The organism is Hymenobacter ginkgonis (genome assembly GCF_009755225.1).
Taxonomy (GTDB): Bacteria; Bacteroidota; Bacteroidia; order Cytophagales; family Hymenobacteraceae; genus Hymenobacter; species Hymenobacter ginkgonis.
Window position 1 is genome coordinate 1 of record NZ_WQKZ01000002.1, and the last position, 12,670, is coordinate 12,670.

Below are 12,670 nucleotides of genomic sequence, written 5' to 3' on the forward strand. Positions count from 1 at the left end.
CACTGCCCCCGTTAATCCCTACGAATTAAGCCCTTAATAGCCCTGCTCCTACCACCCTACCAGCTAGGGTAAGTTTCTACCCCATGCCTTATTTATTTACTAAAGCGTTTATTCGTATAATAAAACAGCCACTTAGAAAAACTTCTAAGTGGCTGTTTTACAATGAGCGAGAAACGAGGTTCGAACTCGCGACCCTCAGCTTGGGAAGCTGATGCTCTACCAACTGAGCTACTCTCGCGGAATGGTAGACACAAAGGTACAGCGGGTATAAGAAATAACAAGCTCGGAACCTATATCGGAACATCAAGCTAGGCCTTAGCGTTTACTTGGTACGTATGCCCCGTCGTCCATCGTCCCGCACATTCCTTTCGCCTGCTTCCCGCCGCATGGTAGCTGGTTTGCTTATTGCTGCTGGTATTTTGCTGATGATTGGGGAATTACTGCGGCTTTATGTATTGCTGTACGACTGGCATACACAAGGCGTGTTAGCCACTGGTCCATTAGTTGGGGTACTATTGGGAATTGCGGCTGGCGCACTTACAAGCTATGCTGGCTGGCGTGTGGGCATGGCTGGTTAAGCTCCTACTTACCTAATTCAATCAGATAGCTGCACCTTTGCGGGTATTATGTCTTCTCCCCTACGTATTTCGATAGCCAAGGCTAATGCAGCCACCGCTACGCGCTTAGCTAATCTGGGCCGTCAAACGTTCACCGAAACCTTTGCCGCTGATAATAAGCCGTCGGATTTAGCAGCTTATCTACACGAGACTTACCAGCCAGAACTGCAACTAGCGCAACTTCAAAACCCGCAGTGCACCTACTTGCTAACTGAAATGCAAGGCCAATTAGTGGGCTATCTTCAGTTGTGGAAAGACTCCAGGCTGGGCCTCTCCCCTGACGATACTATTACCAAGCAGTTGGAGATAAAGCAGCTTTACATTGTTGAAGATTGGGTTGGGACGGGCCTGGGTGCGGCTCTTATGCGGCGCGCGCTTGAAATTGCCCAAGCTAGCGGTGTGAGCGCCGTTGTGTTGGGGGTCTGGGAAAATAATCACCGAGCTAAGGCCTTTTACCAGCGCTTTGGCTTTCGGGAAGTCGGCGAAACAGCTTTTAAGCTTGGGGAAGATGTGCAACGCGATTTGATTTACCGCAAAGGTTTAGCGGGTCGCTAATCACTACCTCCTCCCCTACCCTCCTATATTAGCAGCAGGCCCTTCTCGCGCAACAGTTGCCAAGCGGCACTTTGCAAAAATCCCTCCCATGAACCCGCACCGCTGGGGAAACTGGTAGCTGCGTCTTTTAGCAAAACCTTGGTTTCATAATCAGCACTTAGGCTAAGCAGTAGCTGGTGCAGCCAAGGGCCAATTAGTTCGGTGGTTTTTACTTCAAAGTCCTCGGCTTGCTCGTAGCAGGTAATAATGGCGCGAGTAATTTTTTTGTCTTTAGGGCTGTTACCACCGGCCGTTTTGAATTGCAATTCGGGCGCGTTGCCGAGCCAGAACAAGCGACGGTTAGGTTGGGCTAAGTCAGACTTCTCGGGCTCTTGTAGGGCTTGCTGAATGAGTTGGCGCGGCAACGTAGCGCGCGGGGTTTTGAAATCAAACCAAAAGCTAAGTGGTTCACGCAGGGCCACGCCATGCATATAGTTGTAGAGGCTTTTGGCAAGGCCGGGGCCAAACTGGCCATGGTCGGCACCTTGGGGGTCATCATGCCAGAGGTCGTTCCAAGCAAAATTGCCAGGTTCGGGGCCCACGGCAGCGACTTGGTACTTGGCCGGATTTTTCCCAACCGGCGAGTGGGCCGTCATGGAGAAGCGATGCCAATAGCCGCTTTGCACGATGCCGGTTTCGAAAAGTTGGCGTACCACTTCTAGCGCATCGATGGTTTCTTGCGCCGTTTGGGTGGGGAAACCATACATGAGGTAAGCATGCACCAGCACACCGGCTTGGGTAAAGCCCTGCGTGACCCGCGCCACCTGCGCGATGGTCACACCCTTCTCCATGAGGGCCAGCAACCTATCCGAAGCCACTTCGAGCCCGCCGCTGATGGCGATGCAACCCGAGGCCGCCAGCAGCCGACAGAGGTCGGGCGTGAAGGTTTTTTCGAACCGGATATTACCCCACCAGCTGATGCTAACGCGGCGGCGCAGCAATTCGATGGCAAGGTCGCGTAGGGCCAGCGGCGGCGCGGCTTCGTCCACGAAGTGAAAGCCGGTTTGGCCGGTTTGAGCCACTATCTGTTCAATCCTATCGACGAGCAGCGTAGCGGGCGCGGTTTCGTAGCGGCCGATGTAGTCGAGGGTAACGTCGCAGAACGAGCAGCGCTTCCAATAGCAGCCGTGGGCTATGGTGAGCTTGTTCCAGCGACCGTCGCTCCAGAGGCGGTGCATGGGGTTGAGCACCTCAATAACTGAGAGGTAATTGCCAAGCTGCAAATCTGAGTAGTCGGGCGTGCCCACTTCGGGATGGGGCACGTCGGGGTGCGGGTGGTTGATGTACTCTACCTCCCCGGCCTCGTTGCGCAGGAAAGTGCGCTGGAGCAGATGGCGGCCGTCGGCGAGGCTTTCAACTATAGCACTGTTAGCGGGTTCGTCCTGCTGAGCTTGTCGAAGCATCTCTGCCGCACCGTTGAACGATGGCAGGTAAAGCGGTAGAGATGCTTCGACAAGCTCAGCAGGACGACCGTTTTTATTCTCCTTATTTTGCAGATACTCGAACAGCCGCAGCCACGGACCTTCGCCATCATCAAGCGTCAGGTAGTCGATGTAATCAAAAAAGCGTGGCTCTTTCAAGCCGCGCAACTCGGTGTTGGGGTAGCCGCCGCCCATCACGGTCACGGCTTCGGGGCGCACTTGCTTGAGGCGCTGGGCCAGGCGCAGGGCAGCATAGAGGTTGCCAGGGAAGGGCACGGTGAAGCCCACAATGTCGGGCTGGGCTTCGAGCAGCAGTTCATCGAGCAGTTCCAGCAACATGCGGTCCACGAGGTTGGGGGCAGCTTGCAGGGCGGCGTGCAACGGGTCGAAGTGGGTGGCCGACATGGCTAAGCTTTCGGCATAGCGCGAGAGGCCAAACTGCGGACCCACGGTTTCCTTCACCAGGTCGGCGAGGTCTTCGAGGTAGAGCGTGGCCAGGTGACGGGCCTGGTCGGTGAGGCCCATCGTGCCGAACGCCGTTTCGAGGTCGGCTACGTTGTCGAAGCGGCTGGCCTCGGGCAAAAAGCGGCCGTGGCAAATGCGTGGCGCCAGCGTAAGGTCGCGGTTTTGCAAAAACCGGATAGCCGGGCCGATAGTGGCCTCGTAGCGGCGGCGTAGGCGCAGCATCCGCTGGGCATTGTCGCTTAAGTCGAAGCTGCCAGCTTCAATTTCGTCAAATACCCGCGTCAGGCCTTCCTTCGAAAACAGTTTCAGCACCAGGTCAATGCTCAGGTCGGCCTGGCGCACGTCGAAGCCCCTACCCCTCAAAAAGCCTTTGATGTAGGCAGTAGCCGGGTAGGGCGTGTTGAGCTGCGTGAGCGGCGGGGTAAGGAGCAGTAGACGAGGCGAGGCAGTAGGCACGAGAGTACAAACCTACGGCGGGGCATAGTGGTTCGGGCGGGCACGCAAAAGCGCCGGCCTTGGCAGGAGCCACGGCCGGCGCTTTGCTGACTCAGTAACTTGTAAGTGGCGATGGCAGTGCTAGCTATCGCCTCACCCTGCCAAGTCCTTAAATAGCTGGGTCGGTAGGCGTCGAGGAGTTGTTCTCGCGCTCGGTGCGGGGGTAAGGGTAAAAAGTACGGTTGCGCTCGGCGCCCGCGGTGCCGGGGCCAGGCCGGCCAAAGCGGCGGCTATCGGGCAGCCGGAAGCCCTGGAAAGCCAGCTCAATGTTGCGGTTACGTAAGATTTCGAGCAGCACGGCGGCCTGGGTGCTGGCACCGGCGTAGGGGGGTAGGGCTGCGCCGAGGCCGTAGATGTCGGCAGCCGGCGTTTTAGTCAGCACTCGGTTGAGGGCAATGACAGCATTCGGCAAGTCGTTTTTGCGGGCGTAGGCCTCGGCTTGGATGAGCAGAATTTCGCCGGGCAGGTACACCGGAATAGGCGCACTGTTGGCCGTGTAAAAGGCTAGGCCGCGGTTTTGGGTGGCAGTAGGGTTTGCCCGCACCAGAAAGGGTAGGCGCTGGTCGGCGGCGCTAGGGGCGAGCACGCCGGTCAAGCCAAGGTTGGCATCGGTGGGCTCAAACACGTTGCGGTTGCCAAAGGCTACCTCAAAAATCGGGTTGCGGGTGTTGTCATCGAAGTTGAATACCGATTTTTTGGTCAAATCTACCTTGGCGGCGGCCGCGATAGCCTTGTCGTAGTTGCCAGCTTCGAGGCTATAGCGCGCAATGAGGGCCTGAATGGTATTAGCCAAGTCGAGGCCGGGCACGATCTTACTCGTAAAATCGGCCGAAACCGGGGTAGCAGCGAGCTGCGTAGCGGCGGCTTCGAGCTGGGCTACGGCATCGGTGAGCAGCTGGGCGCGGGGCACGAAGGGCGCATTATCGCCCGTTACAAGGGGCGCTTGCTCAAAAAATTCGGCCAGCGTGCCCAGCGCCAGGGCGCGGAAAATGCTGGCGTAGGCTACAATGCCACTGCGCGTGCCGGCCTCGGGCGCATTGTTCACGTTGGCTAGCACGAGGTCGGCGTTGGCCCGCACCAGCTGGCACTGCGTCCAGAGGTTGCGCACCACCACGTTGCTATTGCTCACGTTGCCAGCGCCTAGGCTCACGTTGTACTCCTCGATGTTGCCTACGTTGAGAATGTTCAGCTCGCGCGTGCTGAGCCCACCGAGCGCGGTAGCGTTGTAAAGCACGCTCAGCAGGCCGTTGGTAGTGTAGCGGTACTGCAAGCCGTTGCAGAGCGTAAGCAGGCCGTCGGACGAGCTCACCACCTGCGTTTGGCTGGCGGTGCTAGGGTTGAGGTACTCCTTCTGGCAGGCGCCGAGCGTCAGCGACAGCAGGGTGGCCAGGAAAAATAGCTTTTTCATAATCTAAAGCAAGAAATTAGCTAGAAAGTGGCCGAAAGCTTGAGCTGGTAGGTGCGCGGAATCGGCACGTTGCCAAAGTCGATGGCCCGCAGCAAATCGGAAGCGCCGCCGGCGCTGGTTTCGGGGTCGAAGCCATTGTAGTGGTCCCACGAGTACAGGTTGCGGCCCACCACGGCGATATTCAACGCGTTGATGTACTTGCTGAACGTCGGCAGCGCGTAGCTCAGCGCCAGTTCGCGCAGCTTCACGTACGAGCCATCATCCACGCGAAACTCCTGGGTGTTGTACACGGCAAAGATGTAGCCGCGGGGCAGGTTGCCGCGCAGCTCCTGCTCGGCGTAGTCGCCGCCCAGCCCTACCCCCTGCCGCGTGCGCTTGTCGGCGTTGAAGACACTCACGCCGCGCACGGCATCGAGCAACACATGCAGGGCCAGTTTTTTGTAAGCAAAACTGGTATTAAAAGAACCCGTCCAGTTGGGGTTGGGGTTGCCAATCACCACGTTGGCCACAGCGGTGCCGGTGGCGTAGCTGGGCTGGCCATTGGCCTCGCGAGCGGGCACGAAGGTGGTCGACCCCACGACCTGGTTGGTGGTGCGCTCATCCTGCGGGAAGCCCTGGGGCGTGAGCAGCAGCGAGCCATCGGAGTTGCGGGCGTAGGCCGAGCCGTAGAACACGCCCGCCGGCTGGCCGCTGAGCAAGTACACCGGCGCCCCAGCCGCATTGTCAATCGAGATGGCCTGGGTGGCGTCGTTCGAGCCGGGCAGGTCGAGCACCTTGTTGCGGTTGCGGTTGTAGATGAGCGTCACGTCCCAAGTGAAATCGCTGGTTTTGATGGGGGTAGCGCTCAGCACCACTTCGAGGCCACGGTTTTCCATCGAGCCCACGTTATTCACGATGGCCGAGCCGCCGGTGCTGGCGGCCAGGTTGCGGCGCACCACGAGGTCGGTGATTTTCTGGCGGTAGAGGGTGATGCCCAGCCCTACGCGGTCGCCCAAAAAGCCGAGGTCGGCGCCGCCTTCCAGCTCGCCCATGCGCTCGGGGCGCACGGCAGGGTTGGCCAGGGTAGTACCAGGCACGATGGTGTTTTTACCCAAGAAGCCCACCGGCGTAAATTGGTAGAAGCGGTCGTAGGAGTTGATGCCCGTCAGGTTGCCCGCCTCGCCGTAGCTGGCGCGCAGCTTCAAGCTATTGAAGCCTTTTGCAAAGCCTGCCTGCTGCCAGAAACTTAAGTCGGAAATCACCAGCGAACCGCTGATTTTGGGATAAAGCTGGTTGGTTTCCGACTCCGAAAACTTGGAAGAGCGGTCGCGCCGTAGCGAGCCGGTAAGGAAAGCCAAGTTGCGAAAACCTACCGTAGCCTGGCCGTAGTAGCCGCTCAAATCGTAGCGGTCGAGCAAATACGCCGACGTAACAGTGGTGTTGGAAGCCCCGCTAACGGTGGTGATAAATGGCGCCAGATTTTGGCCCTGGGTAGTGGTATATTCCTGCTGGCTAAACTGGTAGCTATACCCCGCCAGCAAATTTAGCTTCAGGTTTTCGGTGAAATTGTGTTCGTAGCCCACGTTCACATCGGAGTTGAGCTGAAGCACTACGTTGTTGCCGTTGGCGGCGTAGCCGAGGGGGTAGCGCGCGGCCGGCAAGCCCGCCGTGGCCTGGTAGGGGTAGGGCCGGATGTAACTCTGACCCGCCTGCGAGTAGGCGTCTACGCCCAGCACGTAGTCGATGCTCAGGCCCTTGATAGGCGTCAAATTCACCTGCACATCGCTAATAGTGCGGTTGATGCCCTGTGTGAATTTCATATCCTCAATGGTCGAGAGCGGGTTTACGCGGGTGGGCTCCACAGCCAGCAGGTTGCCGGCCGCGTCGCGCTGCGTGATGTCGTAGATGTTGTTGGTGATGTTCACCGAGTTGATGGGGCTGTAGAAGACGTTGCCGTTGGCCTTCTCATTCGAGAAGCTGTTGATATAGCTCAGACCTGCCGACACCTTGGCCCAATCGGTGAGGCGCTGGTCTACCCGCGCCCGCAGGTTGTAGCGCGTAAAATCGGTACCCTTAATGATGCCCTGGTTTTTGAGGTAAGCCAGCGAGAAATAGTACTGCGTGCGGTCGGAGCCGCCGGCCACCGACACGGAATTATCGGTGCCGTAGCCCGTCCGAAAAATCTGGTCGAAGTAGTTGTAGCGCGTCACGTCTACCTCGTTGGTAGCAAGGGGGGTAGTGACGTTGGCGCGGGTGATGCCCACGGTCGTCACGCCTGGGTTGGCGGCCGGCACCCCAATGGGATAGAGCCGCAGGCCGGCGTAACCAAACTGCTTGCCATAGGTATTCACTGGCACCATGTGGCGCAATTCGTTTATCTGAAAACTACCTGAAAATGACACCCGCGGCGCACCCGCCTGCCCGCGCTTGGTGGTAATAAGCACTACCCCATTGGAAGCCCGTGAGCCGTACTGTGCCGCCGCCGCCGCGCCGTTGATGACGTTGATGCTGGCAATGTCGTTGGGGTTGAGGTCGGCCAGGCGGTTCTGGCCGGCGTTGGCCTGGCCGATGTCGTTGGTGAGGGCCAGCTGCGACACGTTGGTGCTAGCATTGCTGATAATAACGCCGTCGATGACGTAGAGCGGGTCGGAAGAACCCGATAGTGAGTGCACCCCGCGCAGCCGCACCGAGATAGAGCCAGCCGGGTCGCCAGAGTTTTGCACGATTTGCGCACCCGGCACCTTGCCCTGCAACGAGTTGAGCACGCCGCCCGAGCCACTCTGCGTGAGGTCGTTGGCGTTGATGGTGCTGATGGCGTTGCCTAGCTCGCGCCGGTTGGTGGTCACAGTGGAGCCGACTACTACTATTTCGTCGAGGTTCTGGCGGCTCTCGGCCAGGGTCACGTCGGTGGTCACGGTTTCGGCCGGGCCCAGTGTGAGGGGCCGCGCCTCGGTTTTGTAGCCCACCAGCGACACGGTGAGCGTGTAGGCGCCCGCCGGCTTGTTGGCGGTGAAGGAATAAGCGCCGTCGGCGCCGGAAGAGGCACCCAGCCCGGTGCCCTTGAGCAGCACCGTAGCGCCGGGCACGCCCTGGCCGCTAGCATCCGTGACGCGGCCCGCTAGGGTAAAGCGCTGGCCGGCACCTCCTTGCGCCCACGCGGCCGGGCATAGCAACACCAGCCAAAGCCACAAAACGCCCTTTTTTAAATAAGTTCTTGCTACGTATGAGTTGGGCATAACAGGAAGAATTAAGGAGAAAAAAGCACTCTACGGCCTCAATAATAAGCGCAATTTTCATAATTTCTTAATAACCCGCTATTTAGCTCCTCCATTAGGTAGGAACGCTGGCCGCGCCGCCAAGCAGGGAGTAGGCGGCCAACAGGCCTAAACGCAGTCTTCCCCCTGGTGCCCGCTTCAAAAAGCAGGTGCCAGGGGGAAGACTGCGTTTGGGCCGATACTTAAAACGGCACTACCATTTTTAGTCCCACGTTGCGACCAGGATTGTAGATGCCCAAGCGGCCGTTGGGCGAGGCAGCATAGTACTCAAAATACTTTAGGCGGTTGAGGTGCGCCTGGTAGGAGGTATTCAGCACGTTATCAACTTGCACGAATAGCTGCACAGCCTCGCGGCCGGCTTTCGTGCGCAGCGTGCTCCCTACCCCCACCCCGAGCAGCAAGTAGCCAGCAGTGGCCGTTTCGGCGCCATCCACGGCGTAGAAGCGGTTTTGGCGAGCTGTGCCATCGAGGGTAAGGCGTAGGTAGCTGGCGGTGAGGCGGCTAGCAGGGCGGGCGGGTACGGTAAGGCGCAGCTCGGTGCGGGCCTGGGCGGGCGGCATCAGCGGCAGGTAGCGGGCGGCCTCCCCTACCCGCTCGCGCAAGGCGGGGTTATCGTTGAGGCCGATAACCAGCGCGACGCTGCTGCGCCAACTCAGCCAGGGCAGGGCGGCAGGGTGCACGTTTAGGCTGAGTTCGCCGCCGTAGAGGCGGGCGGCGGCCTGCTGGTACTGGTAGGTAGCGTTGCCAGGCACCACCTCTACGGGCTGGCCTTGCGCATCGAAAACCCGCGCCTGGTAAATGAAATTATCGACGTAGTTGTGAAAAACCTCGGCGCTGGCCTCCCAACTAGCACTTTGCCAAAGCACGCCCACATCTTCTTGCAGCGAAAACTCGGGCTGAAACGCGCGGTTGCCCAAGTACACGATGTGCGCGCCGGGGTCGAGGCCATTCGAGCCGATTTCGGGGATATTGGGCGTGCGGTAGCCCCGCGCCACATTGGCCCGCAGCACCAGGTGCGCGCCCAGCGCATAGCTGCCGCCCAGGCTCGCCGACAGCCCTTGGTATGTGGTGCGGAAGCTCGGAAACGGCAGGCGTGCGCCCACAGCCCCTACCCCCCCCGCGCCGTCGAAGCCCGTGGCCAGGTTGGGCGCTACGTAAAAATCGTTCCAGCGCACCACGCGGGTATCGTAGCGCAGGCCGGCCGTCAGCTCCAGCTTGCCGAAGGTTTTTTTGGCCACCCCAAAGCCGCCAATATCGAACAGTTGGTAGCTCGGAATGGGGAAATCGGTGGCATTTACGTGTTTGTTTACCTGGTTCATGCCATTAACGCCGGTGGTCAGCTCCAGGCCGTGCCAGGGGGGTAGGAGGTAGCGCGCGTCGTAGGTGGCGGTGGTCAGGCGCAGGTCGAGGCCGGGCTGGGTAGGCGCGGTGGGGTGGTTGAACTCCTGGCGGTAGTTTTGCTGCACGCCCAGCAGCAGGCGCAGCTCGCCCTGGCCCAGCTTTACGCTGCCGTTGGCAAAAGCGCGGTAGTGCTGAATGTGCTGGCGCAAATCGCTCATGCCGTAGCTCCGCAGCTCACTTGCCGGCACCACCGGGCGGTTTTTAATATCGTCGTTATCAGCCTCCAGCACCTGGCACGTAAAAGCCCGGCTCAGCGAATCGCGGCTACCGTCGGGGATTTCCTGGTGGTTGTCGTAGGCCGTGAGCCAGAAGTGCACGCTGCCCCAGGCTCGCTGCACGCCTACCATGCCCGTCAGCGTCAACTCGCGAAAACCGGTGTTATACACCAACCCATCCACGGCGTTGCGGTAGTCGTGGGCAAGCCGGTGGCTAGCGCGAAAGCTGGTTTGAAAGCCGTTTTTCTGGTAGTTCAACCCTACCGAACTGCCCAGCAAGCCATTAACCGACTGGTATTCGGCCAGCACCTCGCCGTGCAGTTCGCCGGCCGGACCGCTGGGCAAGGCCGGAATCAAGTTGACTACCCCGGCCACGGCGTCGGAGCCGTAGAGCAGGCTGGCGGGGCCCTTCACCACTTCTATACGCTCCACGCCGTAGTTATCGACCTCAATGCCGTGTTCATCGCCCCACTGCTGGCCTTCCTGGCGCAGGCCGTTGTAGAGCGTTAATACTCGGTTATACCCGAGGCCCCGAATAAAAGGCTTGCTGATGTTGGGGCCCGTCGTGACGGCGCTCAGGCCCGGAATACCGCGCACGGCCGCGTCAATCACGTTGGTGCTAGCGCTAAGGCGGATTTCGCGCTGCCCCAGCGCCGCAATGGGCACCGGCGAGCGGCGAATTTCGGTGCTGCGCGACACGCCCGTGACCACGACTTCGCCGATGGTTTTGTCGGCGGCAGCCAGCTTTACCGTGAGCAGTTTATCGGTGGGTAGGGATACTCCCTGGCTGGCAGTGACATAGCCTACCGCACTGATTTCCAAGCGATGCAACCCGGCCGGCAGGGTAGGCAAGGTGAACAGGCCCGCCTTGTCGGCAGTAGTGCCTTGGCGCAAGGCGGGCACGGCCACGCTGGCGTAGGGTACGGGCCGGCCCGTTAGGTCTTGCACCTGGCCTTGCAGCACTTGGGCACCGGCCAGAAATGGGGCGAGCAGTAGGCAGAGGAGAAATTGCTTCATATAACCGAGGGAAAATGGGATAATCCAGCAAGTTTCTACAGGCCAAGGCGTGGCCAAGAGCTAGCTTTTCAGCCGCTTAAAAAAGTAAACTCGTTTAGATTGGGCTAACTAGCTAGCGCAGTTTTCGGGCGGTTGCCCAAGCGTAGCACGGCCGCTGCGGGTCCGTGCGGGGGTCGTTCATACACGCAGATTTGCAGCGCCCGCGTTAGCCTCAGGCGCCCGTTAGCGTTTGCCAGAGCAGGAAGATGTTCAGCGCCATAATGAGCCCGGCCACCGCCCAGGCCGTGATGCGCAGCCAAGGTTTATTGACGAACACGCCCATTTTTTGCTTATCGTTGGTGAACAGCACCAGCGGCACTACCGCAAACGATAATTGCAAGGACAAAACTACTTGACTAAAAACCAGCAGCTTACCCGTGCCTTCTTCACCGTAAAGAATAGCTACTACCAGCGCTGGCACCACAGCCACAAGCCGCGTGATAAGCCGCCGCACCCAGGGCTTCAGGTGCAGGTTCAGGAAGCCCTCCATCACAATTTGGCCGGCTAGGGTGCCCGTTAGCGTCGAGCTTTGGCCCGAGGCCAGTAGCGCAATGGCAAATAGAACGCTGGCCGCGCTGGCCCCGAGTACCGGCGTCAGCAGGCTATGGGCGTCCGAAATATCGGCCACGTCTTCGTGGCCCTTGCCGTGGAAAGCCGCCGCCGCCGTGACGAGGATGGCTGCGTTCACAAAAAACGCCAAAAACAGCGCCACCGTAGAGTCGATGGTCGCAAACTTGATGGCCGAGCGCCGACCGGCTTCGGTGGGCTCAATCTGGCGCACCTGCACGATGCTGCTGTGCAAGTACAAGTTGTGGGGCATCACGGTGGCGCCCAGGATGCCAATGGCTACGTAGAGCATGCCAGGGTTAGTCACTACTTCGAGGCGCGGCACCAGGCCGGCGGCAATGCCCAGCCAATTGGGATGCGAGGCGATAATCTCGTACAGAAAGCAGACAAAGATGAGGAATATAAGCCCGGCTATTAGGCTCTCAATCATCTTAAAACCTTTATTTTGCAATAAAAGTACGAGCAGCACGTCGAGCGTGGTGAAGGCTACGCCCCAAGGCAGGGGTAGGCCGAAGAGCAGATTCAGGGCAATGGCCGAGCCAATGACTTCGGCCAAGTCGCAGGCGGCGATGGCGACTTCGCAGAGCACCCAGAGGCTGATGGCCACGGGTTTAGAATAGTTATCGCGACAGGCCTGGGCCAGGTCGCGGCCTGTGACGATACCCAGCTTGGCGGCCAAGTGCTGCAAGAGCATGGCAAACAAGTTGGACAGTAATACCACGCTCAGCAGCGTATAGCCGAAGCGCGCGCCACCGGCTAGGTCGGTGGCCCAGTTGCCGGGGTCCATGTAGCCCACGGCTACCAGCAGGCCCGGCCCCCAGTATGCCCGAAACCGCTGCCAAAACGTGGCGCCCGGCCCCGGCACCGGAATACTGGCGTGCACCTCGCTCAGCGAAGTGCCGCTGCGCGCGTGGCGCCAACCCGGCTCAGCCATGTCGGGCGCAGTAATTGATTCGATAGGAGCGGTAGACTTTACTAACACGTAACTAGCAGTTGATTGAAACAAAGTTAAGCTAATTTTTAGGCTAACCTAAATATTTTTTTAAACTACCCTAAATACTGTTTTAGCAAGAAAAAAGTTGCGCGGGCTCAACGGTAAAATACTCCTACCCCTCCCCTATTTGGGTAGGCGCAACCCTGCCGGGCGCAACGGTGTTGAGCCAGTAGCAGGGCAGGC

At 59.4% G+C, this 12,670-nt stretch carries 7 protein-coding genes and 1 tRNA gene; 2 read left to right on the plus strand and 6 right to left on the minus strand.

Annotated elements, in window-relative coordinates:
* Positions 1 to 165: 165 nt before the first annotated feature.
* Positions 166 to 238, minus strand: a tRNA-Gly gene (locus GO988_RS05800).
* A 148-nt stretch (positions 239 to 386) separates the two neighbouring features.
* Between GO988_RS05800 and GO988_RS05805 the strand changes: the two genes are divergently transcribed.
* Together GO988_RS05805 and GO988_RS05810 are read left to right on the plus strand one after the other, a co-directional pair.
* Positions 387 to 578 carry a hypothetical protein gene (locus tag GO988_RS05805; RefSeq protein ID WP_157562902.1) on the plus strand — a complete coding sequence of 64 codons (192 nt, stop codon included), beginning with the start codon at positions 387 to 389 and terminating at the stop codon, positions 576 to 578.
* A gap of 48 nt (positions 579 to 626) precedes the next feature.
* Entirely contained in the window at positions 627 to 1,172 is a 546-nt protein-coding gene (locus GO988_RS05810; RefSeq protein WP_157562905.1) for a GNAT family N-acetyltransferase, read from the plus strand.
* Positions 1,173 to 1,195: 23 nt separating this feature from the next.
* Here the strand turns inward: GO988_RS05810 and GO988_RS05815 are convergent, their stop codons facing one another.
* The 5 genes from GO988_RS05815 to GO988_RS05835 all read right to left on the minus strand — a co-directional run bounded on the left by GO988_RS05815 (position 1,196) and on the right by GO988_RS05835 (position 12,427).
* On the minus strand, positions 1,196 to 3,553 hold the full coding sequence (locus tag GO988_RS05815; RefSeq protein WP_317164800.1) for a B12-binding domain-containing radical SAM protein: 2,358 nt from the start codon (positions 3,551 to 3,553) through the stop codon (positions 1,196 to 1,198).
* Between the two features lie 148 nt (positions 3,554 to 3,701).
* The gene (locus tag GO988_RS05820) at positions 3,702 to 5,000 is read right to left on the minus strand and encodes a RagB/SusD family nutrient uptake outer membrane protein (protein ID WP_157562907.1); all 1,299 of its coding nucleotides are present in this window, start codon (positions 4,998 to 5,000) and stop codon (positions 3,702 to 3,704) included.
* A 20-nt stretch (positions 5,001 to 5,020) separates the two neighbouring features.
* Positions 5,021 to 8,215, minus strand: a complete 3,195-nt coding sequence (locus tag GO988_RS05825; RefSeq protein ID WP_157562910.1) for a SusC/RagA family TonB-linked outer membrane protein — start codon at positions 8,213 to 8,215, stop codon at positions 5,021 to 5,023.
* A gap of 221 nt (positions 8,216 to 8,436) precedes the next feature.
* Complete coding sequence (locus GO988_RS05830) at positions 8,437 to 10,887, minus strand: TonB-dependent receptor (RefSeq protein ID WP_157562912.1); 2,451 nt, start codon at positions 10,885 to 10,887, stop codon at positions 8,437 to 8,439.
* Between the two features lie 211 nt (positions 10,888 to 11,098).
* Positions 11,099 to 12,427 carry an Nramp family divalent metal transporter gene (locus tag GO988_RS05835; protein ID WP_157562915.1) on the minus strand — a complete coding sequence of 443 codons (1,329 nt, stop codon included), beginning with the start codon at positions 12,425 to 12,427 and terminating at the stop codon, positions 11,099 to 11,101.
* Positions 12,428 to 12,670: the final 243 nt, after the last annotated feature.

Coding starts and splice junctions, on each gene's coding strand:
- GO988_RS05830 (WP_157562912.1), bottom strand. CDS start 10,887: ATGAAGCAATTTCTCCTCTGCCTACTGCTCGCCCCATTTCTGGCCGGT.
- GO988_RS05825 (WP_157562910.1), bottom strand. CDS start 8,215: ATGCCCAACTCATACGTAGCAAGAACTTATTTAAAAAAGGGCGTTTTG.
- GO988_RS05810 (WP_157562905.1), top strand. CDS start 627: ATGTCTTCTCCCCTACGTATTTCGATAGCCAAGGCTAATGCAGCCACC.
- GO988_RS05835 (WP_157562915.1), bottom strand. CDS start 12,427: ATGGCTGAGCCGGGTTGGCGCCACGCGCGCAGCGGCACTTCGCTGAGC.
- GO988_RS05805 (WP_157562902.1), top strand. CDS start 387: ATGGTAGCTGGTTTGCTTATTGCTGCTGGTATTTTGCTGATGATTGGG.
- GO988_RS05820 (WP_157562907.1), bottom strand. CDS start 5,000: ATGAAAAAGCTATTTTTCCTGGCCACCCTGCTGTCGCTGACGCTCGGC.